General features: G+C 64.9%; 28 protein-coding genes. 15 read left to right on the forward strand and 13 right to left on the reverse strand.

Annotation, left to right across the window (positions count from 1 at the left end):
- The first annotated feature begins 9 nt into the window (after positions 1–9).
- A complete protein-coding gene (locus ML401_RS09290) occupies positions 10–219 on the forward strand; it encodes a hypothetical protein (RefSeq protein ID WP_285811578.1) in 210 nt (69 codons plus the stop codon).
- 96 nt (positions 220–315) lie between these two features.
- On the opposite strand, the gene ML401_RS09295 is transcribed toward ML401_RS09290, so the two are convergent.
- On the reverse strand, positions 316–564 hold the full coding sequence (locus ML401_RS09295) for a hypothetical protein (RefSeq protein ID WP_194406705.1): 249 nt from the start codon (positions 562–564) through the stop codon (positions 316–318).
- A 94-nt stretch (positions 565–658) separates the two neighbouring features.
- Complete coding sequence (locus ML401_RS09300) at positions 659–916, reverse strand: hypothetical protein (RefSeq protein WP_194406706.1); 258 nt, start codon at positions 914–916, stop codon at positions 659–661.
- Between the two features lie 142 nt (positions 917–1,058).
- On the opposite strand from ML401_RS09300, the gene ML401_RS09305 reads away from it, so the two are divergent.
- Positions 1,059–1,280 (forward strand): hypothetical protein, encoded by a 222-nt coding sequence (locus ML401_RS09305; protein WP_211419713.1) that lies wholly within the window; start codon positions 1,059–1,061, stop codon positions 1,278–1,280.
- A 90-nt stretch (positions 1,281–1,370) separates the two neighbouring features.
- On the opposite strand, the gene ML401_RS09310 is transcribed toward ML401_RS09305, so the two are convergent.
- Together ML401_RS09310 and ML401_RS09315 are read right to left on the reverse strand one after the other, a co-directional pair.
- Positions 1,371–2,861 (reverse strand): HWE histidine kinase domain-containing protein, encoded by a 1,491-nt coding sequence (locus tag ML401_RS09310; protein ID WP_285811581.1) that lies wholly within the window; start codon positions 2,859–2,861, stop codon positions 1,371–1,373.
- A gap of 13 nt (positions 2,862–2,874) precedes the next feature.
- Positions 2,875–9,168, reverse strand: coding sequence for a HAMP domain-containing protein (locus ML401_RS09315; protein ID WP_211419344.1), 6,294 nt, complete (start codon positions 9,166–9,168; stop codon positions 2,875–2,877).
- 277 nt (positions 9,169–9,445) lie between these two features.
- On the opposite strand from ML401_RS09315, the gene ML401_RS09320 reads away from it, so the two are divergent.
- Entirely contained in the window at positions 9,446–9,739 is a 294-nt protein-coding gene (locus tag ML401_RS09320) for a hypothetical protein (RefSeq protein WP_285811584.1), read from the forward strand.
- 5 nt (positions 9,740–9,744) lie between these two features.
- Here ML401_RS09320 and ML401_RS09325 read toward each other — a convergent pair whose 3' ends face one another.
- Positions 9,745–10,257, reverse strand: coding sequence for a DUF4142 domain-containing protein (locus ML401_RS09325; protein ID WP_285811585.1), 513 nt, complete (start codon positions 10,255–10,257; stop codon positions 9,745–9,747).
- 93 nt (positions 10,258–10,350) lie between these two features.
- Here ML401_RS09325 and ML401_RS09330 point away from each other — a divergent pair, with 93 nt between their 5' ends.
- From ML401_RS09330 to ML401_RS09340, 3 genes are all read left to right on the forward strand, one after another.
- The gene (locus ML401_RS09330) at positions 10,351–10,545 is read left to right on the forward strand and encodes a hypothetical protein (RefSeq protein WP_194406712.1); all 195 of its coding nucleotides are present in this window, start codon (positions 10,351–10,353) and stop codon (positions 10,543–10,545) included.
- Between the two features lie 116 nt (positions 10,546–10,661).
- Complete coding sequence (locus ML401_RS09335; RefSeq protein ID WP_285811587.1) at positions 10,662–10,790, forward strand: hypothetical protein; 129 nt, start codon at positions 10,662–10,664, stop codon at positions 10,788–10,790.
- A gap of 70 nt (positions 10,791–10,860) precedes the next feature.
- Entirely contained in the window at positions 10,861–11,082 is a 222-nt protein-coding gene (locus ML401_RS09340; RefSeq protein WP_194406713.1) for a hypothetical protein, read from the forward strand.
- Between the two features lie 163 nt (positions 11,083–11,245).
- Here ML401_RS09340 and ML401_RS09345 read toward each other — a convergent pair whose 3' ends face one another.
- Complete coding sequence (locus ML401_RS09345; RefSeq protein ID WP_285811589.1) at positions 11,246–11,494, reverse strand: hypothetical protein; 249 nt, start codon at positions 11,492–11,494, stop codon at positions 11,246–11,248.
- A 171-nt stretch (positions 11,495–11,665) separates the two neighbouring features.
- On the opposite strand from ML401_RS09345, the gene ML401_RS09350 reads away from it, so the two are divergent.
- Complete coding sequence (locus ML401_RS09350; protein WP_194406715.1) at positions 11,666–11,824, forward strand: hypothetical protein; 159 nt, start codon at positions 11,666–11,668, stop codon at positions 11,822–11,824.
- A gap of 148 nt (positions 11,825–11,972) precedes the next feature.
- Here the strand turns inward: ML401_RS09350 and ML401_RS09355 are convergent, their stop codons facing one another.
- The 7 genes from ML401_RS09355 to ML401_RS09385 all read right to left on the reverse strand — a co-directional run bounded on the left by ML401_RS09355 (position 11,973) and on the right by ML401_RS09385 (position 17,251).
- Positions 11,973–12,458 carry a hypothetical protein gene (locus tag ML401_RS09355; RefSeq protein WP_259204798.1) on the reverse strand — a complete coding sequence of 162 codons (486 nt, stop codon included), beginning with the start codon at positions 12,456–12,458 and terminating at the stop codon, positions 11,973–11,975.
- Positions 12,458–12,805 (reverse strand): DUF3147 family protein, encoded by a 348-nt coding sequence (locus tag ML401_RS09360; RefSeq protein ID WP_194406718.1) that lies wholly within the window; start codon positions 12,803–12,805, stop codon positions 12,458–12,460. Before ML401_RS09360 ends, ML401_RS09355 begins: the two co-directional genes overlap by 1 nt.
- Entirely contained in the window at positions 12,802–13,389 is a 588-nt protein-coding gene (locus ML401_RS09365; protein ID WP_285811592.1) for a phosphatase PAP2 family protein, read from the reverse strand. The genes ML401_RS09360 and ML401_RS09365 overlap by 4 nt, the downstream gene beginning before the upstream one ends.
- 95 nt (positions 13,390–13,484) lie before the next feature.
- Positions 13,485–14,375: an SDR family oxidoreductase gene (locus tag ML401_RS09370; protein ID WP_376717349.1), complete on the reverse strand. Its 891-nt coding sequence runs from the start codon at positions 14,373–14,375 to the stop codon at positions 13,485–13,487.
- Positions 14,376–14,577: 202 nt separating this feature from the next.
- Positions 14,578–15,132: a DUF4142 domain-containing protein gene (locus ML401_RS09375; protein WP_211419337.1), complete on the reverse strand. Its 555-nt coding sequence runs from the start codon at positions 15,130–15,132 to the stop codon at positions 14,578–14,580.
- Between the two features lie 86 nt (positions 15,133–15,218).
- Positions 15,219–15,446 (reverse strand): hypothetical protein, encoded by a 228-nt coding sequence (locus ML401_RS09380; protein ID WP_194406722.1) that lies wholly within the window; start codon positions 15,444–15,446, stop codon positions 15,219–15,221.
- An 8-nt stretch (positions 15,447–15,454) separates the two neighbouring features.
- Positions 15,455–17,251: a thiamine pyrophosphate-requiring protein gene (locus ML401_RS09385; RefSeq protein WP_285811596.1), complete on the reverse strand. Its 1,797-nt coding sequence runs from the start codon at positions 17,249–17,251 to the stop codon at positions 15,455–15,457.
- A 138-nt stretch (positions 17,252–17,389) separates the two neighbouring features.
- Here ML401_RS09385 and ML401_RS09390 point away from each other — a divergent pair, with 138 nt between their 5' ends.
- The 8 genes from ML401_RS09390 to ML401_RS09425 all read left to right on the forward strand — a co-directional run bounded on the left by ML401_RS09390 (position 17,390) and on the right by ML401_RS09425 (position 25,263).
- Positions 17,390–17,764 carry a PRC-barrel domain-containing protein gene (locus tag ML401_RS09390; protein ID WP_212065479.1) on the forward strand — a complete coding sequence of 125 codons (375 nt, stop codon included), beginning with the start codon at positions 17,390–17,392 and terminating at the stop codon, positions 17,762–17,764.
- A 15-nt stretch (positions 17,765–17,779) separates the two neighbouring features.
- Positions 17,780–17,938: a hypothetical protein gene (locus tag ML401_RS09395; protein ID WP_211419335.1), complete on the forward strand. Its 159-nt coding sequence runs from the start codon at positions 17,780–17,782 to the stop codon at positions 17,936–17,938.
- Between the two features lie 198 nt (positions 17,939–18,136).
- Complete coding sequence (locus tag ML401_RS09400) at positions 18,137–19,291, forward strand: HlyD family secretion protein (RefSeq protein WP_285812649.1); 1,155 nt, start codon at positions 18,137–18,139, stop codon at positions 19,289–19,291.
- On the forward strand, positions 19,288–20,907 hold the full coding sequence (locus tag ML401_RS09405) for a DHA2 family efflux MFS transporter permease subunit (RefSeq protein ID WP_285811600.1): 1,620 nt from the start codon (positions 19,288–19,290) through the stop codon (positions 20,905–20,907). The genes ML401_RS09400 and ML401_RS09405 overlap by 4 nt, the downstream gene beginning before the upstream one ends.
- A gap of 96 nt (positions 20,908–21,003) precedes the next feature.
- Positions 21,004–22,005 (forward strand): nitronate monooxygenase family protein, encoded by a 1,002-nt coding sequence (locus ML401_RS09410; protein WP_212065476.1) that lies wholly within the window; start codon positions 21,004–21,006, stop codon positions 22,003–22,005.
- 107 nt (positions 22,006–22,112) lie between these two features.
- On the forward strand, positions 22,113–22,532 hold the full coding sequence (locus tag ML401_RS09415) for a hypothetical protein (protein ID WP_211419332.1): 420 nt from the start codon (positions 22,113–22,115) through the stop codon (positions 22,530–22,532).
- A gap of 118 nt (positions 22,533–22,650) precedes the next feature.
- Entirely contained in the window at positions 22,651–24,225 is a 1,575-nt protein-coding gene (locus ML401_RS09420; RefSeq protein ID WP_285811602.1) for an alkaline phosphatase, read from the forward strand.
- Between the two features lie 219 nt (positions 24,226–24,444).
- The gene (locus ML401_RS09425) at positions 24,445–25,263 is read left to right on the forward strand and encodes an aldo/keto reductase (RefSeq protein WP_285811604.1); all 819 of its coding nucleotides are present in this window, start codon (positions 24,445–24,447) and stop codon (positions 25,261–25,263) included.
- Positions 25,264–25,279: the final 16 nt, after the last annotated feature.

Raw genomic sequence — 25,279 nt, forward strand, 5'->3', positions numbered from 1 at the left:
GGGGGCGCCGTGGATGAGGACCCGGACACTTACCGGATCTTGAGGTTGCGCGCCGAGATTCTCGAACTGGGCTCCGCCATCCGGCAGTTGCAGCGCGCGGGTCTTGATGATGCTGCGGCCCAACTTCTGATCGGACGCAAACGGGCGCAGCTCGATCATCTCGTGAAGACGAGTGCTGAGGGGCGCGGGCTCAATCTCGGAACGCGCCGGCCGCCATGAGCTGACCCCTGACCATTTGGTGCTCGATTGCAGACTGAGCACCAAGAAAAAGGCCCCGCGTCGCCGCGGGGCTTTTGATGTCGTGCCGGCTTGGGCTCACTTGGTGTTGGTCATGCCCTTGCTGGTCTTGTTCGTCATGGTGCCGCCCTGGTCGGAGCCGGGGCCCGAACCGCCCTGGCCGGAGGGATCGGCGCCCTTGGACGCCTTGGTGTTGGCGCCGGTGGTCTGCGACGACGACATCGACGATCCATGTTTCGCCTTGTGCGACTTGGCCTGTGCGGCGAGCGGCGCGGCGGCGAGACCGGTCGCCAGCATTGCGGTGAGAACGAGCTTGGTCGTTGTCATGCGAGGGAACTCCCTGGGTTAAATTGACGCAGGCAGCCAACCGCCATTGAGCGCAGGAGTTCCCGACAAAGCCTTCGTGCGCTTTGCGCCCGCTTCAAGATTGCTTGTCCTCGGCGAGGATGAACACGACGCCGGTGAGTGTCGCGCCGATGGCGAAAGTCGTCACCAATGTGAGAGCGAAGATGATCGCGGCCTGGTTTCCGCCGTGACTGAGCAGGCCCGCGACGGCCGGATTGCAGAGGATCAGCGCGAGACTGAAGGCGAGGCCGAGGGCTGCGCCCATCAAGGTATGCGTCATCAGCCTGATGAGGCCGGTCGCAGAGATCAAGTCCGACGACTTCTTTGCGCGCATGGGAACAGCATCCCAATTTGGCATGCAAACGCGGGCGATAATTCGCTGGTTCCATTTGAATGAAGGAATTGTCATCAACGGCTTCATCCGACGTTCATGCCGGGCTTGCGAGGATGAGCACCAGCAAAACGGGAACATCGACATGGGTAAGGTAGTCTTTCTTTACCGCTCGCTGGCCTATCGCAACGCGGCCGCGGACATTCTGCGCAAGGCGCGCAAGCTGCCGCGCGGGGCAGAGCGAAGCGCGGCTCGCCGCTATGCCAGGGCGCTACGCGATCTCGCCCAGACGGAAGCCTGGCTCGAGGGGCGGGTTGCGCGCGAACCGCGGACGATGCGACGCATGATGAGCGCGGCGTCCGGCTGATGCTTTTCCGCTCCGCCCCAATCGGACCGGAAGCTCTCGGTTCTCGCCGGCTCTCGACGCGAGCCCGTCGCGATTTCGCTGGAAAACGCTCTAACCAGACGCGCGCTGCAATTCGGCGGAGCTGGCGTCCTCGAACTTGCCAGATGCGGGCGCCGCCGCCGTCTTGCGTGTCAACGGCACCTCCAGCCGGCACAACAGGCCTTCGGCTCGCCAATCGAACTTGGCCTGTCCACCAAGCTGGGACTCCACGCTCGCAAGCAGGCTCCGCGTGCCGAAGCCGCGCGATTTCGGAGTCATGACGAGTGGGCCGCCGGATTCCTCCCAGTTCAGCGTCAGCAATTGGTCCTCGACCTGCCAGCCGATCGTGAGCCGTCCCGACCTGGTCGAGAGGGCGCCGTACTTGGCCGAGTTGGTGAAGAGCTCGTGGAGGGCGAGCGCCAGCGTCTGGGCCGTTGCCGGCAGTAACTGGACCTCCGGACCTGCCAGGATGATCTGGCCGCCGAGCGAATAGGGCGCCAGCTCCTCGTCGATCAGCCTGGAGAGCTCGGCACCCTGCCAGCTCGACAGCGACAGGATGGTGTGCACGCGCGCCAGCGCGTTGATGCGTCCCTCAACGGCGTTGACATAGGCCTTGACCTCGTCGGCCCGGGTGAGGCGCACGATCGACTGCGCCAGCGCCAGCGCGTTCTTGGCGCGATGATCGACTTCCCGCGCCAGCAGATTCTGCCGTTCCTCGGCACGCTTGCGTTCTGTGATGTCCACGGTGACGCCACTCACGCGCACGACGCGACCGCTATCGTCCACCGTCGCTGCCGCCGTGCCGACGCACCAGCGCACTTCTCCGTCGGGCCGCATGATCCGGAATTCGGTCTCGTAGGCCCGCGTGCCCCGGTTGAACTCGGCGATCGCCTTGCGCAACTGGTCGACGTCATCGGGATGCAACAGCGCCTGAACGTTGGCCGGGTTGACCTCGAAGCTCTCGGGGCTGACGCCGAAGATGCGATATTGCCCTTCGTCCCACATCCAATCGCCGCTGATCCAGTCCCAATCCCAGGATCCCATCTTGCCGGCGGCGATCGCCATGCTGCGCCGCTGCTCGCTCTCGCGCAGCTTCGCCGTGGAGTTCTCCAGCTCCGCCGTGCGCGCGCGGACGCGATCCTCCAGCTCCTGGTTCAGCCGTTCGAGCTCGCGGGTCTTGCGGTAGAGCTCGGCGAACACCTTGATCTTGGCGCGCAGGACTTCCGGCACGACCGGGACCGGCACGTAGTCGACCGCGCCCATTTCGTAGCCGCGCAGCCGGTCGATGTCGCTGACCTGGATGGCGGAGATGAAGATCATCGCGGTCTTCTGGAAGCGCGGATGCTCGCGGATCATCGCGGCGAGCTCGAAGCCGTCGAGCTCGGGCATGCAGACGTCGACCAGGATCACCGCGATCTCGGTCTTGAGCAGCACTTCCAGCGCCTCGCGCCCCGACGAGGCGATCACGAGGTTCTCGCCGAGATCCTTCAAGATCACCTCATAGGCGAGCAGCTTGGCCGGCTGGTCGTCGACGAGGAGGATGTTGACCTTTTCGTGGTCCATTCTCGGGTCCAACTCAGCGGTGCAGCCACATGCGGATCGCAAGCAGCAATTGATCGGTGTTGACGGGTTTGGCGAGATAGTCGGACGCGCCGGCCTCCAGGCACTTCTCGCGGTCACCCTTCATCGCCTTGGCGGTCAGCGCGATGATCGGAAGGCGGGCGAAGGCCGGGTTTTCGCGGATGACGCCGATGGTCTGATAGCCATCCATCTGCGGCATCATGATGTCCATCAGCACGATGGCGATTTCCGGATTGGATTCGACCAGCGTCACCGCCTCGCTGCCGGTCGTGGCCGTTAGCACTTTCATGCCGCGCCGTTCCAGCACGCTCGACAGCGCGAAGATGTTGCGGGCGTCGTCGTCGACGAGCAGGGCGGTCTTGCCGATCAGGTCCTCGTCGGAACTGTTCAGCTTCTCCAGCATGCGCTGCTTCTCGACCGGAAGTTCCGTGATCACGCGGTGCAGGAACAGTGCGGTCTCGTCGAGCAGCCGCTCCGGCGATTCCACGCCCTTGACCACGATGCTGCGTGCCATGGTGTGGAGTTCCGCGTCCTCCTCCGCCGAAAGCTCGCGGCCGGTGAAGACGACCACCGGAACGTTCGACAGCGCCTCGTCGTTGCGGATCTGGTCCAGCACCTCGAAGCCGCTCATGTCGGGCAGCCGGAGGTCGAGCACCACGCAGTCGCAGGGCGCCTCGCGCAGCGTCGAGAGCGCTCCGGCGCCGGTGTCTGTCGTCACGATCTCGATGTCGTCGTGATGCAGCAGCTCGCGGATCGAGAGCTGCTCGGCCTCGTTGTCCTCGACGATCAGGAGCCGCTTGCGCCTGGGACGTGCATATTCCTTGATCTGCGTCAGCGCGGCGGAAACGCCTTCGGTCGTCGTCGGCTTGTTGACGAAGGAGAACGCGCCACGCGCCAGCGCATGCTGGCGGTCCTCGTCCAGCGTGATGATCTGCACGGGGATGTGGCGGGTCAGCGGATTGTGCTTGAGCTGGCTTAGCACGGTCCAGCCGAGCATGTCGGGCAGGAACACGTCGAGCGAGACGGCTCTCGGCTGGTATTGCTTGGCGAGCTCCAGCGCCTCCGCACCGCGGGCGGCGACGAGCACCTTGAAACCCTTGTCGCGCGCGAGGTCGACCAGCACACGCGCGTAATGCGGGTCGTCCTCGACGATCAGGAGGATGCTGTCGCCGGGCTCGAGGTTGAGCCGGTCGTCGGGAAGCTGCTCGATGACGCGCTGCTCCGGCGCGGCCGTCTGGAGCGCCGGCGGCTGGTTATGCTGCTGCGGCACAGGCGCCGCGCGCGGCGCCAGCGTCGGGCCGGAATATTTCAGCGGCAGGTAAAGAATGAAGGACGACCCCTTGCCGGGCGAGCTGCGCAGATGGATCTCGCCGCCCAGCAGGCTCGCCAGCTCGCGGCTGATGGCGAGGCCAAGGCCGGTGCCGCCGTATTTCCGGCTGGTGCCGGCGTCGGCCTGCTGGAACGCCTCGAAGATCAGCTTCTGCTTCTCCAGGGGAATGCCGATGCCGGTATCGGAGACCTCGAACGCGATCACGGCCGGTGCGGAGTTCAGCACCGGGTGATCCGTTCCCCAGCCGCCGAGCGCACCGGCGACCTTGAGGCGAACCTCGCCCTCGGCGGTGAACTTGAAAGCGTTGGAGAGCAGGTTCTTCAGAACCTGTTGCAGGCGCTTGGAGTCGGTGACGATGCTGCGCGGCAGGTTCGGATCGATGTCGATCTTGAACGACAGATTGCGGTTGTCCGCCTCGTGCCGGAACGGCCGCCCGACGGTATCGAGCAGGTTCGCGGTCAGGATTTCCTCGGCGTCGACCGTCACCGTGCCGGATTCGATCTTGGACAGGTCCAGAATGTCGCTGATCAGATTGAGCAGGTCGGTGCCGGCGCCGTGGATGGTGCGGGCGAACTCGACCTGCTTGGCCGAGAGGTTGCCGTCCGGATTGTCGGTGAGCTGCTGTCCCAGGATCAGGATCGAGTTCAGCGGCGTGCGCAGCTCGTGGCTCATATTGGCGAGGAATTCGGACTTGTACTTCGAGGTCAGCGCAAGCTCGGTCGCCTTTTCCTCCAGGGCGCGGCGGGCCTGCTCGATCTCCTGGTTCTTGCGTTCGACCTCGACGTTGCGCTCGGCGAGCTGCTGCGCCTTCTGCTCGAGCTGGTCGTTGGTCTGCTGCAATTCGCGCTGCTGGGTCTGCAGCTCGCCGGCGAGCTGCTGCGATTGCTTGAGCAGGCCTTCGGTCTGCATCGTCGCTTCGATCGAATTGAGCACGATGCCGATGGAGTCGGTGAGCTGCTCGAGGAACGTCATCTGCGACGTCGTGAAGGAGACGAGCGAGGCGAGCTCGATCACGGCCTTGACCTGGCCCTCGAACAGCACCGGCAGCACGACGAGGTTCTTCGGTGCGACGCGGAACAGCGCCGAGTTGATCGGCACCACGTCGGGCGGAATGTCGGCGACCACGCGCGGCCGCTTGTCGAGAGCGCATTGGCCGATCAGGCCGTCGCCGAACTGCAGCACGCGCTGATAGGGGTAGATGCCGTCGCTGGCGTAGGAGGCCAGCAGCAGGAGCTGCGGATTGTCCTCGTTCTCGACCTGGTAGATCACGCCGGTATGCGCATTCACCAGCGGCGACAGCTCGGTCAGCAGCAGCCGGCCGACCGTGGTGAGGTCGCGCTGGCCCTGCAGCATGTTGGTGAATTTGGCGAGGTTGGTCTTCAGCCAGTCCTGCTCGGTGTTCACGTCCGTCGTAAGACGGAGATTCGTGATCATCGTGTTGATGTTGTCCTTCAGTTCGGCCATTTCGCCGCGCGCATCGACCTGAATCGAGCGCGTCAGGTCGCCCTTGGTCACGGCGGTCGCGACCTCGGCAATGGCGCGCACCTGCGAGGTCAGGTTGGCGGCGAGCAGGTTGACGTTGCCAGTGAGGTCCTTCCAGGTGCCGGCCGCGCTCGGCACGTTGGCTTGGCCGCCGAGCCGGCCTTCGACGCCGACCTCGCGCGCCACGCTGGTCACCTGATCGGCAAAGGTCGCGAGCGTCTCGGTCATGTTGTTGATCGTGTCGGCGAGCGCGGCGACTTCGCCCTTCGACTTCACGGTGAGCTGCTGCTTCAAGTCGCCGTCGGCAACCGCGGTCACCACCTTGACGATGCCGCGCACCTGTTCGGTCAGGTTCGCCGCCATGAAATTCACGGTGTCGGTGAGGTCCTTCCAGGTGCCGGCGACGCCGGGCACCTGGGCCTGGCCGCCGAGCTTGCCTTCGGTGCCGACCTCGCGCGCCACGCGCGTCACTTCGCCGGCGAAGGCGTTGAGCTGGTCCACCATGGTGTTGATGGTGTTCTTCAGCTCGAGGATTTCGCCCTTCACGTCGACGGTGATCTTGCGCGAGAGGTCGCCGCGCGCGACCGCCGTTGTCACTTCGGCGATGTTGCGGACCTGTGTGGTGAGGTTCGCGGCCAGGAGGTTGACGTTGTCGGTGAGGTCCTTCCAGGTGCCGCCGACGCCGGGCACGACGGCCTGACCGCCGAGGCGGCCCTCGGTGCCGACCTCGCGCGCGACGCGCGTCACTTCGGCGGCGAAGGAGCGGAGCTGCTCGACCATGGTGTTCAAGGTGTCCTTGAGCAGCAAAATCTCGCCGCGCACGTCCACCGTGATCTTCTTCGACAAATCGCCGCCGGCGATCGCGGTCGCGACCTCGGCGATGTTGCGGACCTGGGCCGTGAGGTTCGAGGCCATGAAGTTGACGTTGTCGGTGAGGTCCTTCCAGGTGCCGGCGACGCCGGGCACCTCGGCCTGGCCGCCGAGCTTGCCTTCGGTGCCGACCTCGCGCGCCACGCGCGTCACTTCGCCGGCAAAGCCGTTGAGCTGGTCCACCATGGTGTTGATGGTGTTCTTGAGCTCGAGGATCTCGCCCTTCACGTCCACGGTGATCTTGCGCGACAAGTCGCCGCGCGCCACTGCGGTGGTCACTTCGGCGATGTTGCGGACCTGGGCGGTGAGATTGCCCGCCATCGAGTTCACGCTGTCGGTGAGGTCCTTCCAGGTACCGGCGACGCCGGGCACGTTGGCCTGGCCGCCCAGGCGGCCTTCGGTGCCGACCTCGCGCGCCACGCGCGTCACCTCGCCCGCGAAGCGGTTGAGCTGGTCGACCATCGTGTTCAGCGTGTCCTTGAGCTGAAGGATCTCGCCGCGCACGTCCACGGTGATCTTGCGCGACAGGTCGCCGCCGGCGATCGCGGTCGCGACTTCCGCGATGTTGCGGACCTGGGCGGTGAGGTTGCCCGCCATCGAGTTCACGGAGTCGGTTAAGTCCTTCCAGGTGCCGGCGACGCCGGGCACGCCGGCCTGACCGCCGAGCTTGCCGTCGGTGCCGACCTCGCGGGCGACGCGCGTCACTTCGCCGGCGAAAGCGTTGAGCTGGTCCACCATTGTGTTCAGCGTTTCCTTCAGCTGAAGGATTTCGCCCGACACGTTCACCGTGATCTTCTTCGACAAATCGCCCTTGGCGACCGCGGTCGCGACCTCGGCGATGTTGCGGACCTGGCCGGTCAGGTTCGAGGCCATTGAGTTGACGCTGTCGGTGAGGTCCTTCCAGGTGCCGCCGACGCCGCGCACGACGGCCTGGCCGCCGAGCTTGCCTTCGGTGCCGACCTCACGCGCGACGCGCGTGACTTCGCCGGCGAAGGCGTTGAGCTGGTCCACCATGGTGTTGATGGTGTCCTTCAGCTCCAGGATCTCGCCGCGCACGTCCACCGTGATCTTCTTCGACAAGTCGCCGCCGGCGACCGCGGTCGTCACCTCGGCGATGTTGCGGACCTGGGCCGTCAGGTTCGACGCCATCGAGTTGACGCTCTCCGTCAAGTCCTTCCAGGTGCCGGCGACGCCGAGCACGTTGGCCTGGCCGCCGAGCCGGCCCTCGGTGCCGACCTCGCGTGCCACGCGCGTCACTTCGCCGGCAAAGGCGTTGAGCTGGTCGACCATGGTGTTGAGCGTCTCCTTCAGCTGAAGGATTTCGCCCGAGACGTTCACCGTGATCTTCTTCGAGAGGTCGCCGCTCGCGATGGCCGTGGCGACGTCGGCGATGTTGCGGACCTGCGCGGTCAGGTTCGAGGCCATGAAGTTGACGTTGTCGGTGAGGTCCTTCCAGGTGCCGGCCACACCGGGCACCTGGGCCTGGCCGCCGAGCTTTCCTTCGGTGCCGACCTCGCGCGCCACGCGCGTCACTTCCGAGGCGAAGGAGTTGAGCTGGTCCACCATGGTGTTGATGGTGTCCTTCAGCTCCAGGATTTCGCCGCGCACGTCCACCGTGATCTTGCGCGAGAGGTCGCCGCGCGCCACGGCGGTGGTCACGTTGGCGATGTTGCGCACCTGGGCGGTCAGGTTGCCGCACATCGCGTTGACCGAGTCCGTCAAGTCCTTCCAGGTGCCGGCGACGCCGGGCACGATGGCCTGACCGCCGAGCTTGCCGTCGGTGCCGACCTCGCGCGCCACGCGCGTCACTTCGGAGGCGAAGGAGCGGAGCTGGTCCACCATCGTGTTGATGGCTTCCTTGAGCTGCAGGATCTCGCCGCGGACGTCCACCGTGATCTTCTTGGACAGGTCGCCGTTGGCGACCGCGATCGTCACCTCGGCGATGTTGCGAACCTGGTTGGTTAGGTTGTTCGCCATCGAGTTGACGCTCTCGGTGAGGTCCTTCCAGACGCCGGTCACCTCGGGCACCTGGGCCTGGCCGCCGAGCTTTCCTTCGGTGCCGACCTCGCGCGCCACGCGCGTCACCTCGGAGGTGAACACGCCGAGCTGCTTGATCATGGTGTTGACGATGGTCGCCGACTGCAGGAACTCGCCGCGGAGCGGACGGCCGTCGACATCGAGCTTGACGGTCTGGAGCAGGTCGCCTTGCGCGACGGCGGCGACCGCGCGCGTGACCTCGCGCGTCGGCCACAGCAAATCGTCGATCAGCGTGTTGACGGAGCCTTCCATGTCGGCCCAGGAGCCCGAGGCGAGGCCGAATTTCACACGCTGCCGGGTCTTGCCTTCGCGGCCGACCACCTGGCCGACCAGCTCGAGCTGTTGCGCCATGCGCTGGTTGGCGGCGATGATTTCATTAAAAGTGTCGGCGATCTTGCCGTCGATGCCGAGATAGTCGCCGCTCATGCGCACGGAGAAATCGCCGCTCCGCATCGCCTGCAAGGCGAGCAGCAGTTCAGCCCGGGAATCCGGATCCGACATACCGTTGGCTTTTGGCTTTGGGACGCGACGACCGGACCGTGATGCAGCTCCGGGATCGAGGTCGCTCATACTGATTCCCCCGCAAGCCTTGGCCGAATCCAAGGCAGACGCATTGGTCAAAATAGAGCGTCAGCCAAATTCGAAATCAAGCGCCAAGGTGCGACGCGAGGAATGGAACCTGCCTTGCTCAGCCCAACGAAAATAACGGCGATCCCCCGATTTGGTTCCATGCGCAGCCGGCAAGAAATGAGGTCCGGGGCCCCGCCGTCTCCTTGGCCCCATTCCCGGCCTCCTTCGGAACGCAGCGCCAAGTCTCGCGGTTAGCCCGAAAAGAGGGAGAACGGACATGAAAGCAGGACTAGCCGCGATCGTCGTCGTGCTGTTTGCCGGATCGGCCTTGGCGCAGGGCGGTGCGCCCAGCGGCCGTGGCGCAGTGACCGGCGACCCGGCCGCAAGCTCCGCCACCCCGAAGGCCGATACGCCGACCACGGGGGCCGCAACCAGATCGAACCCGAGCGGAAGCGGCACCTCGTCTTCGGGCGGCAAGGACGACAATGGCGACGCGGGCCGGGACAAGATGCCGGAGAGCGACCGCACCGTGCGGCCGCACAGCCAGCAGCATCATCCGAACGACAAGTAAGGGGGCTACTTGTCTGCCATGGTGCGCTCGGCATCCTTGACCTGCGCGCGCAGCAGCGGGAGCTGCTCGCGCGCGAAGGCTGCGAGCGCGGCGTTGTCGGGCGCCTTCAGGTAGCTTTCGAGCAGCTTGATGGCCGATTCGTATTCGGGAATCTGCGAGGCATAGAAGCTGCGGATGTAGGTCGGCCCGTCCGAAGCGTCGGGCTCGACCAGGCTGGCGCTGACGGACGTCGTCTTGCCAACGCGCGGCTCTGCGCCAATCGCCTCCTGAATCTGCTTCAGCGCCTTGTCGCGTTTGGCCGCTTCCTCGGCCCGCAAGGCGGCGAGGTTCTTGACCTCGGTGTTGCCCTTCAGATCGGTGCTCTCGAGTAGCCCCTGCTGAAAGCGGCTGAAATCGTACAGGCCGCCGATGACGTCCGTTGCGTTCGGCGGACGGTCGAGCGGCTTGCGTTGGCCGGTGCTGTCGGCAAGCGCAACAGTGCTGATGAATGCCAAAATGATGGCGACGAGAACTCGCATCGATATCAACCGCGGATGGCGGGCGAAGTTCCCCGAACGTTACGATGCGGTAAGGGCATTGCGACCTCGGAGTTCCGTCCCCACGTCTTCCCGATGAAACAGTCTGACATCTTCAGGGACAACGCCGACAATTGCCTTCAGCTCGCCGAGCGCGCCGAGGGACAACCCGCCCACAAGCGCTTTTCGCGCATGGCGGACGCCTGGACGGCGCTCGCCCACGAGCAGGACTGGCTGGATGGCGAGATCCCGCCCGTCGCGGCCCGTCCCCCTCAACATCGGAGCGCGTGAGGGCTCGCCTTTTCGTGAGGGCGCGTGTGAGACCGCTCACGGAATGCAGGCGACCAATCCAGGATGATCAGGGATAGTCAATCGCGTTGGTTTCGATTCCAGAAGGAGGTTTTGCGATGGCTCCACGTCTGGCTCTGCTTTCACTCATTGTCGCCTTTGGCGTCTCGGTCGCGTTTGCGACGGTGACGACGGTGCGTCAGGTGCATCTGGAAAGGACGCCCGCCATCCACGCGGCGCACAGCTAGCATAACGCCGGAACATTCGAGGCCGCAGCGCGTAACCGCTTCGAGACATCAGAAGAGGCGAAGGCACATTATGGCCCATTCCGACCACGGCATCGTCAAGGACAAGCGGGCGGAGGAGCAGCCACGTGACAAGCAGCGCGCGCAATCCGTGCACAAGACCGATCCGCAAAACGCCGATGCGAAAGGCTCGCCATCGCGAGAGGCGACGCGCGATCCCAAGCTGAACGACAACAGCAAGACTCCGGGCTCCGGCATGACACCGGACGATTCCGGCGGCGCGCCGAGCGGCTAGACGTCGAGCTGCGCGAGGAACGGCAGATTGCGCGCGAGGAACTAATCTTCGCGCGAGGCGTCGACAGGTTGCTTCCGGTTGTCATGCCCCGGTGCGCCGGAAGCAATCTCCAAGGACGGCACTTGCCGTGCCGGGGCCGTTCCCTTGTGGAAGGCCGCCCCGACTAGTCGCCGGCGCCGCTTTCGGGGTCTCCCTGCGTGTGCCCTTCAGGTCCGCGGCCGAACACGCCAAAGCTGCTCGACTTCACGCCGGCGGCTGCGTCGACGTCTGCGGCAGCAAGTCCAAATCTGAGAAGCTCGCGGACCGCCGCAGCCCGCGTCGGCATACGATGCTTGAACCGGAAATCGTCAACGGCGGCCAATTCTTCCGGCGAGAGCATGACCTGAAGCCGCTCGGCGCGAAGATCGTTCATGGTCGTCCCGCAAAATGAGTAGATTGAGTAGTTTACTCAACGACCCAACTTGGGGAAAGTTCCACAAGAGGCGACGGAGTCCCTAAATGAGTAGAAATAGGCAGTAAAATCAATGGTTTAGTATTGAACAATGGCAGCGGTCGCGCATTCTCCTTGAGAGGGAGAAAAGCCATGACGGATGAAGTCAGGTTGCCCCGTAAGCTTTCCGAAGAGCCCGAGGCCGCCAAACCGGTGCGGCCGAGCCACCAGAAGGTCATCGAACAAGTCGAGCGCTGGGCCAACAGCCCTGGACTGCAACCACCGAGGACGGAAGATGCGAAGACGGTCTGAGCCCCATACATTCGAACAACGTCTCACGGCGCAGAAGCTGCGGCTCGAGCACGAGCTGTCGGGTCTGCCGGATGGACGCCAGCGCGAGATTGTTCTTGCGCGTATCGACCAGCTTCAGACCGCTGCCGAGATGTACGGCTTTCTGATGCTACGGGGAGATGCCGCGGCCGTTCGCTGATGGCCCGATGCACCCGGTCCGCACGGTGCGAGAGGTGATGCGAAGCTTTCGTCTCAGCCACCACGCCGAGACCGAAACGGCTGCCCATGCCAGAATGGCGGCGACGAACGCGCCAATCGTGGTCGTCGAAACCACGACATAAAAGACGCTTGCGAATGCCGCGAGACCGATGCTTCCGAGGCCGGCACCTGCAGCGTCGAGCGCTGCGGCCTGTTGCCCGCGCCTGTCTCCGCTGAGGCCGGCCTTTTCCTTGGCGCGGCGCTCATGGCTTTCGATCAACGTCGCGCTGGCGCAGAAGATGGCGGGGAGCGCGAGGAAGAGCCCGCCGACGGAAACGCCGAAATAGCTGCCGAGGAGGCCTGCTGCGACCGTTGCAAGGCCGCCAAGCGCGAAACGCACCGCGTATTCGTACCAATGCGTTTGCTTGAGCGAGGATGTCGACAGCTTCACCGGCATCACGCGGCGCCTCCGAAACCGGCAAGCAAACCGAACGCGACGACGATCCAAACCGCAAATGCGAGGATCGTCGCCGGCAGCGCCCCGAGACGAAACCGCATCAGCAGATGGCAGACGGCGAGGCTGTAGCAGCCGAGGGCGACCGCGCCGTAGATCATCGTCCAGCTTTCGGCGGCGACATATTGCGGGCCGTGCTGGACGACGGCGATGCCGAGCGTGGCGAGGGCGACGGATGGTGCGGCACCGAGGAGCCCCGCAAAACTCTTCGGCCGGAGCATGTCGCCTGCGATCGCGAAGGCCGAGACGATCAAGCCGCCGGCGACGAAACGCATGACATATTCCATCATGACAAGCCTCGCGAAGCCGACGCTCGCTGCTGCCTTGACCTTGCCAGCGTGAACGGCCTGAACGATCGCTCGACGATGACGCCAAGGACAAAGCCCGCCACCACGTCGCTCGCCCAATGTGCGAGAAGCACCACGCGCGTCAATGACAAGGTGACGGCGAGCGTGCGTGCCAAGCGGCGCCAGATGGCCGGCAACAGGCCGGCGGCCGAGGCGAGGGCGCCCATATGCACGGCGTGACCGGAAGGAAACGCGTCTCGCGACCGTCCCGAGAAGGGGACGCCATGCCGGTGCCCTGTGACTGTCAACCGGTCAGGCCTGGTCTGATTGAACACCGATTTCAGAACATGCGGCAGTACGGCCGTTGCGAAGGAGACCATCAGGATGTGATTGGCAACGGGGCGATGCTGCGGATGCCGGAGGCGGGTGTAAAGCCATCCGGCCGCCGCGAGCGCGAGGAGCACATGCTCGTCGGCGCCCCAAGTCAGTGCTTGCGCGGCGTGCTCGAGGCTTGAGGTCGTGTTGTCTGCGATCCCGTTCGCGATCGCCGTATCGATCCGGGTGGGTTTGACTGTTACGAGCGCCATCGGTCAGCCGGCGATGTTTCCTCCATGACAGTTTTGTAAAAGCTGGGAGACAAGGATGGTTCCTGAGCTTCGGGAGCTTCCGCCGCGAGGCCTGACTACGGCTGTCCGGATCCGCCGGCGGCGCCATATACCTGGCCAGTCGCATAGCTGGCGTCGACGGCGGCAAGCTGCACATAGATCGAAGCGAGCTCGACCGGCTGGCCCGGACGGCCGAGCGGTGTCATGCCGCCGAATTTTTCCAGCTTCTCCATCGTCGCTCCGCCGGAGACCTGCAGCGGCGTCCAGATCGGCCCCGGCGCGACGCCGTTGACACGGATGCCCCTGGAAGCGAGCTGCTTGGCCAGTGACTTTACGTAGTTCATCGTTGCCGCCTTGGTCTGCGCATAGTCGTAGAGATCCGGCGAGGGATCGTAAGCCTGCTCCGATGTCGTGCCGATGATGCAAGCGCCGGGTTTGAGATGAGGCAAGGCCGCCTTGATGATCCAGAACGGCGCGTAGATGTTGGTCTTCATGGTCGCGTCGAAATCCTCCGACGAGACGTCGAGGATGGAGGCGCGGGTCTGTTGCCGGGCCGCGTTGTTGACGACGATATCGAGGCCGCCGAGGCCTTGCACCGCCTGCTCGACCAGCCTGCCGCAGAAGGCTTCGTCCTTGAGGTCGCCGGGGACCGCAAGTCCGATGCGTCCTTCCTTCTTGATCAGCGCGATCACTTCCTGGGCGTCGGGTTCTTCCGCCGGCAAGTAATTGATGGCGACGTCGGCGCCCTCGCGCGCGTAGGCAATCGCGGCGGCGCGGCCCATGCCGGAATCGCCGCCGGTGATCAGGGCCTTGCGGCCGGCGAGCCGGCCGGAGCCCTTGTAGCTGGTCTCGCCATGATCGGGCCGCGGCTCCATCTGGCCGGCGAGGCCTGGCCAAGGCTGCGACTGCTTCTTGAACGGCGGCTTCGGATAGCGGCTGACGGGATCGATCAAGGCGTGCTCGGCCATGGACGTCTCTCCTTTCGCTGCAGACGCCAGCGAAGCCGCCGCGAGCGTAGCGCTCGCGCCGTGCATGACGTGGCGGCGGGACAATGAGGTTTTGCTGGGATTCGACATGATGCTCTCCGCGGTGGCCAGGGCTCAATGCGCGGAGACGGTCGATGTTGCCAAGCGAAGGACGCCGGGCATGCCGACGTCCTTCAGCAATGTGTTACTTGGTGGACTGGCCGACGCTCGGGGCCTTGCCGAGCTCCTTGGCCATGTCGAGATGGTGCTTGAGCGCCGGCAGCGTCTTGCCGGCCCAGTCCTTCAGCGCGGAATTGTCACCGCCCTTGGCATAGCGCTCGAACAGCGACACCGCATCCTCATGGGCGCTGACCTGGTAGGAGTTGTAGTCCGAGCTGAAATCCTTGCCCGAGGCATTCCTAAGCTTGTCGAGCTTGCTCTGGTGCGAGCTGTCGAGCGCCGTCGGAAGCGTCGCCTCGACCTTCTTTTCGCCGACGAGGCCCTTGAGTTCGGTGCTGGTCTTGGTGTGATCGGTGATCATCTGCTGCGCGAAGCTCTTCTCCTGGGCGTTGCCCTTCTGCTCGGCGAGCTTGCTCGACTCGATCTCGAACATGTCGCTGATCGCGACCTCCTTGACGAAGTCGGCGGTCGAAGGTGCGACGCCGAGCGCCGAGTTGACGCCGGTCTTCTCGCCCAGCGACTGGGCGAGCGCGGGGCCTGCGAAGAGCACGCAAGCAAGGGCGATGACGGCACGTTTCATGTGTGGTCCCTCCAATTGGACGCGCGGCCGCTAGCCGCGCCATGTTGCGCCGATCAACACGCCTCGGGGGCCGTGGTTCCTAACGATCAATCCGTGGGATTGCGCCCGGTGCGCGGATTGATCGGATCGGTCGGCTTGCGTCGAAGCCGCTCGGGCAGAAACGGCTCATCGGAGGCGGCCGTGGCGTCGGCCCGCACGTCGGCATGCCGCTGCGCGCGCTCATGCGCCGTCTTATTGTCGTTGATCTGCCGCTTCACATCGAGGCCGTGGACGGGATCGTTGACGCCGTGCTGGATGTCGCGGAAGTCGCTCATGGTTCACCTCATTGCTTTCCGGGCAGGATCGTTTCGAGCACCTGCCGTGCTGCTCCCTTGATCATCCCGCCTTCGTTCGGGTCGCCCTTCATCAGGGCGAGGGAGAAGTTCTTGGCCTGTTGCAGCGTGATGTGCGGCGGCAGCGGCGGCACTTCGGGATCGGTCTTCACCTCGAACACGACGGGCATCTCGCATCCAAGCGCCTGCTCCCAGGCCGAGCCGAGCAGCTCTGGGCTGTCGACGAAGATGCCGCGCAGGCCGATGAGCTCGGCGAAGCGGGAGTAGGAGACGTCTGGAATGCGCTGCGAGGCCTCGAATTTCGGGTCGCCGTTGATGATGCGCTGCTCCCATGTGACCTGGTTGAGGTCCTCGTTGTTGAAGACGCAGACGACGAGGCGCGGATCCTTCCAGCTGCGCCAGTATTTCGCGGCGGTGATCAATTCCGCCATGTTGTTCATCTGCATCGCGCCGTCGCCGACGAGGGCAATCACCGGCCGATCCGGATGGGCATACTTTGCGGCGAGCGCATAGGGCACGGCGGCGCCCATCGAGGCGAGGCCGCCGGAGAGCGAGGCCGTCATGCCGCGCCGCATCTTGAGGTCGCGCGCGAACCAGTTGGCGCACGAGCCGGAATCGCTGGTGACGATCGCGCGCTCGGGCAGGCGCGGGGACAGTTCCCAGGCAACGAGCTGCGGATTGACCGGGGCTGCGGGCTGATGTGCCCTTCCGTCCAGCGTCTTCCACCATTTCGCGACGTTATCTTCGATTCCCTGGCGCCAGGCGCCGTCGCTGCTGGGTTTCAATCGCGGCAGCAATGCGCGCAGCGTCTCGGCGGCGTCGCCGACGAGGCCGACCTCCATGGGAAAGCGGATCGACAGCATGCTGGCGTCGATGTCGATCTGCACGCCGCGCGCGGCGCCTTCCTTGGGCAGGAATTCGGCGTAAGGGAAGGCGGAGCCGACCATCAGCAGCGTGTCGCACTCCATCATCATGTTGTAGCTGGGCTCGGTGCCGAGCAGGCCGATCGAGCCGGTGACCCATGGCAAATCATCGGGCAATACGGCCTTGCCGAGCAGCGCCTTGGCACAGCCCGCCGACAGCCGGTCGGCGACGGCGATCACCTCGTCGGTGGCACCAAGCGCGCCGGCGCCGACGAGCATCGCAACCTTCTTGCCGGCATTGAGCACCTCCGCGGCGCGATCGAGATCGGCCTCGCGCGGCGTGATGCTGGGTGCGCTGTAGCCGATGCCGGAATGCAGCGTGCCGTGGGCGTGGGGCGGGCTTTCGTAAGGTTCCTCCTGCAGGTCATTGGGCAGGATGATCACGGTCGGGGTCCGCCGCGCCAGCGCGATCCGGACCGCCCGGTCGATCAGGTGCCGCACCTGCGCAGGCGAGGATGCCTGCATGACATAGGCGCCCGCGACGTCCTTGAACATCGAGAGAAGGTCGAGCTCCTGCTGGTAGTGCCCGCCGAGGGCATTGCGGGCCTGCTGGCCCACGATCGCCAGCACCGGCTGGTGATCGAGCAGCGCATCGTAGAGCCCGGTGACGAGATGCGAGGCGCCGGGTCCGGAGGTCGCGATGCAGACGCCGAGCTGGCCTGAGAATTTTGCGTAAGCGGTCGCCATGAACGCCGCCATCTCCTCGTGCCGGGCCTGCACGAAGCCGATCTCGCCGTCCTGCCCCTGGGCCCGGTTCATCGCGCCGAACACGCCGTTGATGCCGTCGCCGGGGTAACCGAAGATGTGGCGCACGCCCCATTGATGCAGACGCTGGACGATGAAGTCGGAGACGGTCTGGGACATCGCGCGAACCCTGGCTGAGTGGATGAGCTCAGAACGGCTGCTTCCCTGCGATGTTCCTGTCTCGTGCCTGGGAACACGGACCGGAACGATCGCTGCCCCCTCGCGGTTGATTCAGAAATGGCTGAGTGGAGAATGACGATGCTGAATCAGGGCGAACTGGACCGCGACGAAATGGGTCGGCTGATCGGAAGCGACAAGGTCGAGGGAACATCGGTCTTTGGGGCCGATCGAAACAAGATCGGCTCGATCGAACGGGTGATGATCGACAAGATCAGCGGCAAGGTCTCCTACGCGGTGCTTGGCTTCGGGGGATTCCTCGGCCTCGGCAATGATCATTATCCGTTGCCCTGGCAATCGTTGAAATACGACACCGAACTTGGCGGTTACATTACCGCGATCACCGCCAAGGATCTGGAAGGTGCTCCCAAATATAGCGAGCAGACCGAATGGAACTGGAGCGATGACGCTGCCGTGCGCGGTATCAATTCCTATTACGGCGTCCCGTTCGCGTAGCAGAAGGATGAACCAATGAGCAAGGAACGGCCCACCGACGATCCCCGTAATCAGAATGATTGGGGTTCGCACAGGCAAACGGACAAGCCCTGGAAAGGCAATCCGGAGAAGGAGCAGGGATCGGACGAGGTGAAGCCCGACCTCGAAAAGTGGCATCGGACCAAGACGCACTGAACCAAACGATTTCGCGGAATAAATAGGAGCGCAGCAAGCACAATGCTGCGCTCTATTTTTGTTGGCAGCGCGATCACGAATGACGGCGGCACGCTGGGTGTGCGGAACCATGTTGCGGCGCCGTGGTTAGGCCCGCGGCGCGCACGACCGGTGCAAATCGGCTTGGTGCCAGCTCAATCCCGAGAGAGGTTGTTGGCCGTGGATGCTCAGACACGGGAGCGTGGGCCGTCCGCGGAGCAGCCGCAGAGGGCGAAGGACGCTCCACCACCGAATCCCGATCCGCCGCGCGACGCCAAGGATCAACCGGAGAAGCCGGCGCCGTCGCTGCGAGACCGGCTTCGCGAGCATTGGCTGCTTGCAACCGCCGGCGCCATCGTGCTGATCGCCGCGATCGTCGGCGGTCTGCTCTACTGGCTCGAGGTGCGCCATTACGAATCCACCGACGATGCGTTCGTCGCGGCGCGCAGCTTTTCGGTGGCCTCGAAGGTCGGCGGCTATGTGACCGACATTCCCGTCACTGACAACCAGCATGTCAGCGCCGGCGATCTTCTCGCCAAAATCGACGAGCGCGACTATCGCATCGCCATCGAACAGGCGGGCGCGCAGGTCGCCGTCTCCAAGGCGAACATTGACAATGTCGAGGCGCAGATTGTTTCGCAAGAGGAGCAGATCAAGCAGGCCCAGGCGCAGCTCGAGCAGGCGCAGGCCCAGCTTCAATTCGCGCAGGAGGAGTTCAAGCGCGCGGAAGAGCTGGTCGAGAAGGGCGCCGGCACCGTGCAGCGCCAGCAACAGACCCGCTCTGATCTCCAGGCGCAGCAGGCCAACACCGAGCGCGCCAAGACGGCGGTGACGTCGGCGCAACTCGGCATCAAGACGCTGCAGGCCCAGCTTGAAGGCGCCAAGGCGCAGCTCGCGCAGTCGCAGGCGCAGCTCGACCAGGCGAAATTGAACCTGCAATACACCAGCGTCGTCGCGGCGCAGTCCGGCCGCGTCGTCAAGCTCTCGGGCGCCAAGGGCACGTTCGTCACCGCCGGCCAGAGCCTGATGATGTTCGTCCCCGACGAGGTCTGGATCGTCGCGAACTACAAGGAGACGCAGCTGAACGACATGCGTCCGGGCCAGCCGGTCGAGATTCGCATCGATGCCTATCCCGGTCGCAAGCTCACCGGCCATGTCGATTCCGTGCAGCCGGGCTCCGGCACCGCGTTCAGTCTGCTGCCGGCCGAGAACGCCACCGGCAACTACGTCAAGGTGGTGCAGCGCGTGCCGGTGAAGATCGTCGTCGACAACTGGCCGGCCGATCTGCCTGTCGGTCCCGGCATGTCGGTCGTGCCCTGGACCAGGGTGCGATGACGGACGCCGCGCAAGGCGGCGCGTCTGCGGGCGGCTGGTCGCCGCAGCGTTCGGCGGCCGGCGGGCACAATCCCTATCTCATCGCCTTCGTGGTCTCGATCGCGACCTTCATGGAGGTGCTCGATACCACCATCGCCAATGTCGCGCTGCGTCACATCGCGGGCAGCCTCGCGGTCGGCATCGACGAGAGCACCTATGTCATCACCAGCTATCTGGTCGCGAACGCCATCGTGCTGTCGATCTCGGGTTGGCTGTCGACGGTGATCGGCCGCAAGCGCTTCTATATGATCTGCGTCGCGACGTTCACATTGTCCTCGTTGCTGTGCGGCTTCGCCTGGAATCTGCAGTCGCTGGTGCTGTTTCGCATTCTTCAGGGCCTCGGCGGCGGCGGCATGGCCACCAGCGAGCAGGCGATCCTCGCCGACTCCTTCCCGCCGCACAAGCGCGGCCAGGCCTTCGCGATCTACGGCGTCGCCGTCGTGGTCGCACCGGTGATCGGCCCGACACTCGGCGGCTGGATCACCGACACGTACACCTGGCAGTGGGTGTTCCTGATCAACGTACCGATGGGGCTATTGTCGTTGTTTTTGGTCGGGACGCTGGTCCGGGAGCCCTCAGGCGCGGAGGAGGAGAGGGAGAGGCTGCTCAGCAAGGGCCTGCGCGTCGACTATATCGGCTTCCTGCTCGTCGCGATCGGGCTCGGCTCGCTCGAATTCGTGCTCGATGAAGGCCAGCGCAACGACTGGTTCGGCTCGAACATGATCATCGTGTTCGCGCTGCTCGCCGCCGCCTGCCTGCTCGCGCTGATCCCGTGGGAGCTGACGCGCGAAGATCCCATCGTCGATTTGCGCCTGCTCGGCCGCCGCCAGTTCGCCGCCTGCTTCCTGGTGATGCTCGCCACCGGTGCCGTGCTGATCTCGACCACGCAGCTCCTGCCGCAACTGCTCCAGACCGAGCTGAACTACACGGCGATGCTGGCCGGCCTCGCGCTGTCGCCGGGCGGCATCGCGACCCTGGTGCTGATGCCCGTGGTCGGCCGCCTCGTCAGCTCGGTGCAACCGAAATACCTCATCATGTTCGGCGCGGCGATCGTCGCGTTCTCGATGTGGCATCTCACGGGACTGACCGGCGACATCACCTACGGCTACGCGGCGCTGTCCCGCATCTTCCTTGCGCTCGGTCTGCCATTCCTGTTCCTGCCGGTGACGACCGCGTCCTATGACGGCGTGCCACCGGACAAGACCAACCAGGCCTCGGCCCTGATCAACGTCGCCCGCAACATCGGGGGATCCATGGGCGTCGCGCTGGCCCAGACGGTGCTGGCGCAGCGCCAGCAATTTCACCAGAGCCGCCTGATCGAGCACGCCGCATCTTCCGATCTCGGCTATCAGCAGACCATCGATGCGATGACGCGCTACTTCCAGGCGCAGGGCTCCAATGCGAGCGATGCGGCGTCGCAGGCGCTGGCCTGGGTCGGTCGCACCTTGCAGCAGCAGGTCGATCTGCTCGCCTATATCGACGTGTTCTGGACGCTTGCGATCGTCGCGGTGCTGATGATCCCGACGGCAGCCGTGCTGCGTCCGATCAAGCTGGGTGGGCCGGCGCGGGGGCATTGAGGAAGCCTTGCGTGCAATCTCAGAGAAAGGGTGACCGCGGCGCGAAAGTCCGGCTAGACTGCACCCAATCCAAAGCCAATTCCGGGAGGTAGTTACGTGAAGACCGCGATCACCGAGCTGTTCGGCATCGAGCACCCCATCATCCAGGGCGGCATGCATTTCGTCGGCTTCGCCGAGCTGGCCGCCGCCGTCTCCAATGCCGGCGGGCTCGGCATCATCACCGGTCTCACGCAGAAGACGCCGGAGCTGCTCGCCAAGGAGATCGCGCGCTGCCGCGACATGACCGACCAGCCGTTCGGCGTGAACCTCACCTTCCTGCCGACCTTCGCGGCGCCGCCTTATCCGGAATATATCGCGGCCATCGTCGAAGGCGGCATCAAGGCGGTGGAGACCGCAGGCCGCAGTCCGGAGCAGTACATGCCGGCGCTGAAGGCCGCCGGCATCAAGGTGATCCACAAATGCACCTCGGTCCGCCACTCGCTGAAGGCCGAGCGCATCGGCTGCGACGCCGTCAGCGTCGATGGCTTCGAGTGCGGTGGTCACCCCGGCGAAGACGACATTCCCAACATGATCCTGCTGCCGCGCGCGGCAGAGGAATTGAAGATTCCGTTCGTCGCCTCCGGCGGCATGGCGGACGGGCGCAGCCTGGTCGCGGCCTTGTCGCTGGGTGCGGCCGGCATGAACATGGGCACGCGCTTCATCGCCACCAAGGAAGCCCCTGTCCATCAGAACGTGAAGAACGCGCTGGTCGCGGCCACCGAGCTCGACACCCGCCTGATCATGCGTTCCTTGCGCAACACCGAGCGCGTGTTGAGGAACGCCAATGTCGATCGCCTGATCGAGATCGAGCGCGAGAAGGGCGACAAGCTGAAGATCGACGACATCCACGACCAGGTTGCGGGCGTCTACCCCAGGATCATGCTGGAAGGACAGATGGACGCCGGCGCCTGGAGCTGCGGCATGGTCGCCGGGTTGATCCACGACATCCCATCCTGCAAGGAACTCATCGATCGGATCATGGGGGAGGCGGAACAGATCATCCGCAGCCGTCTGATGGGGTTCCTGGATGGGACGGCGGCGACGCGAAAGGTCGCCTGACACCGCCAAACTTCTTAACCACGGCGGCACTAGGCCACTGGAATTCCACGCGACGCCTCCCAAATAAGGGTAAATTACCCTTTCAAAATCAATTTCAGGAGGCGTCCGTGGTCCTGAAAAGCGGTTCTTTTGCAATTGCCGTTGCCCTCGTGCTCGCATGGGGCGGCATCGCGCGCGCTGACGACTACAAGCCAAACGAATATCTCGGTCTCGATCTCTCCAGGGCCGTGCTGTCTCCAAAACGTCTCGGGCCCGAGACGCAATTTGCACCGGTCGCCCTCGAAGCGCGCGGCGGCAACGAGGCGCAGGCGCGCGCGGAGCCCGTCGACGTGCCGAAGAAGGTGGCCGCCGAACGGGTCCGTGCGGCCGAGCCGAAGGTCGCGCATGCGAGGCCCGCGCAGCCGCGCGGCGCAGCCCGCACCAAGCTGGCGCATCGTCACGGCAACCCGCTCGACGCGCAGGCGATGGACACCCGCATCCAGACCTGGCCCTGCCGCTCCGGCGGCATCTGCAACTGGAAGCACTGAACGGGGGGCACCCCGTCATCCCCGCGTCGCAAAACCGTAGGCGGTGAGTCAAGAAACCGTAAGCTGGAAGTTAAGGAGCGCAGGCACCTTCCGTCGCGATTCGACGAAGGTTTCCTGAATGGCAACGCTCCGCGCCTCGCGCGCATGGACCCGGCGACAATTCCTGGTCCGTTCGACTTCAAGCCTGGCGGTTGCCTCGCTCGGCACGCTCGCGACACCCTATCTCAGCCGCGCCGCTGATCGTCCGCAAGTCGCAGGCGGCATCCAGTCGGGCGACGTCTGCGATGGCTCCGCCGTCATCTGGGCGCGTGCCGACCGTCCCGCGCGAATGCACGTGGAGTGCTCGACGGTCGAGAGCTTCAAGACCATCATTACATCAGCTTCGCGCGACGCGCTGCCGGACGCGGATTTCACCGCAAAGCTGCAGCTCGACGACCTGCCGCCCGGGCAGGACATGTTCTATCGCGTCCGCTTCGACGACATCGCAACCGGCCTTCGCGGCGAAAGCCGCATCGGCCATTTCCGCACCGCGCCGGCAGCAGGCCGGTCGATCTCGTTCGTGTGGTCCGGCGATGTCGGAGGGCAGGGCTGGGGCATCGACATCTCGCGCGGCGGCTATCGCAGCTATCGCACCATGCTCGACAATCGTCCGGACTTTTTCATCCATTCCGGCGATCACATCTACGCCGACTGCACGATTCCTGCCGAGCAGAAACTGCCGAACGGCGAGACCTGGCGCAACCTCGTGACCGAAGAGAAGTCCGAGGTCGCGCACACGCTGGCGCAGTTTCGCGGCAATTACAAATACAACCATCTCGATGAGCACTTCCGCGCCTTCCACGCGGAGGTGCCGATGTTCGCGCAATGGGACGACCACGAAGTCACCAACGATTGGTCACCGATCGGCAGCTACGATGACGCAGGCTTTGAGGATGACGGCACCCCGCGCCTCGTCGCACGCGCTCGCCGTGCCTTCTTCGACTTCATGCCGATCCGCGACATCGGCGTGCAGCAGGGCCGGGTTTATCGGAAGATCGCTTACGGTCCGCTGCTCGACATCTTCATGATCGACATGCGCAGCTATCGCGACGACCGTTGGAACAAGGGCAGCGACCATCGCGGCTGGATCCTTGGTGCCGAACAGCTCGCCTGGCTCAAGCGCGAGCTTGCCGCCTCGCGCGCGACCTGGAAGGTGATCGCGGCCGATTTGCCGATCGGCCTGATCAGCCTGGACGCCGTCGCGCTCGGCGACGGGCCGCCCGATCGGCGCGAGCACGAGATCGCCGATCTTCTCGGCTCCATCAAGCGCGCCGGTGTGCGCAACATCGTCTGGCTCACCGCCGACATGCACTACACGGCCGGGCACTACTACGATCCGAACAAGGCGCAGTTCAGGGATTTCGAGCCGTTCTGGGAGTTCGTTTCGGGCCCGCTGCATGCCGGCACCTGGGGTCCCGCCGAGCTCGACAACACCTTTGGGCCCGTCGCGATGTACCAGAACGGCTGCAGCGCGGCGCAGGGCGATAATCTGGCGCCGTGCTTCGGCCTGCAGTTCTTCGGTCGCGTCGACATCGACGGCCCGACCGGCGTGATGACCGTGACCTTGAAGGACGTCGACAACCGCGGCCTCTGGTCGGTCGACATCGCGCCGCAGTCACAGGCGCGACCTGCGGTGGTTGCGCAGCATTCGTGAGGGGCGGATAACCTCTCCGCGTCGTCATGACGGGGACAAGCCCGGGCATGACGTCGAGGACGCATCGCGCATCCCCGCTCTAACCCGATCTTGATTGGCCGCAGGGCTGCTCCCGCGCTAGATTGGCCATTCCCGCCACCTCTTTTCCATCACCAAAGAGTCTGATTCCAGCGCCCTCACGGCGTGGCCGGCGGGATGCAATATGTCAGGAGCCTGTTCATGGACAATCTGAAGACACAGGGCATCAGCATGCCCAAGCTCGGCCTCGGCACCTTTCGCATGCAGGGAGATGCCTGCCGCGCCGCGGTCGAGAGCGCGCTGTCGATCGGCTATCGCCATATCGACACTGCCGAGATGTATGCCAACGAGGAGCCGATCGGATCGGCCATCGCCGCGTCCGGCCTGCCGCGCGGCGAGCTTCACGTCACGACGAAGGTCTGGCACGAGAATCTCAGCCCCGACGCGATCCGTCGTGCCTTCGATGCGAGCCTGAACAAGCTCCGGCTCGACCATGTCGATCTCTATCTCGTGCACTGGCCGTCGACGGCCGCGAACTGGGGCGCGGTGTTCGAGACCTTGATGAAGCTGAAGGAGGAGGGACGTACCCGCGCCATCGGCGTCGCCAATTTCACCACGGCGCTGCTCAAGATTGCGGTCGAGGATGTCAGGGCGCCGATCGCCTGCAACCAGGTCGAATATCACGCGATGCTCGATCAATCGAAGGTGCGCGCCTATCTCGCGGCGAAGTCGATCCCGCTCGTGGCTTATTGTCCGCTGGCGCAGGGGCGCATTGCATCGGAGCCGGTGCTGGCCGAGATCGGCGCCAGGCACAACGCGACCGCCGTGCAGGTGGCGCTGAGATGGCTGCTCGACCAGGACGGTGTCGCCGCGATCCCGAAAGCCTCGCGCCGGGAGAGCCAGCAGGCCAACCTCGATGCGCTGAAGATCACGCTCGACGAAGCCGACCGCAAGAAGATCGCCGCGCTGCCGAAGGATCGCCGCTGCGTCAATCCGGGCTTCGCACCGGCGTGGGATTAGTACGATCCTTGATGCG

The sequence above is a fragment of the Bradyrhizobium sp. 62B genome (assembly GCF_030272265.2).
Lineage (GTDB): Bacteria > Pseudomonadota > Alphaproteobacteria > Rhizobiales > Xanthobacteraceae > Bradyrhizobium.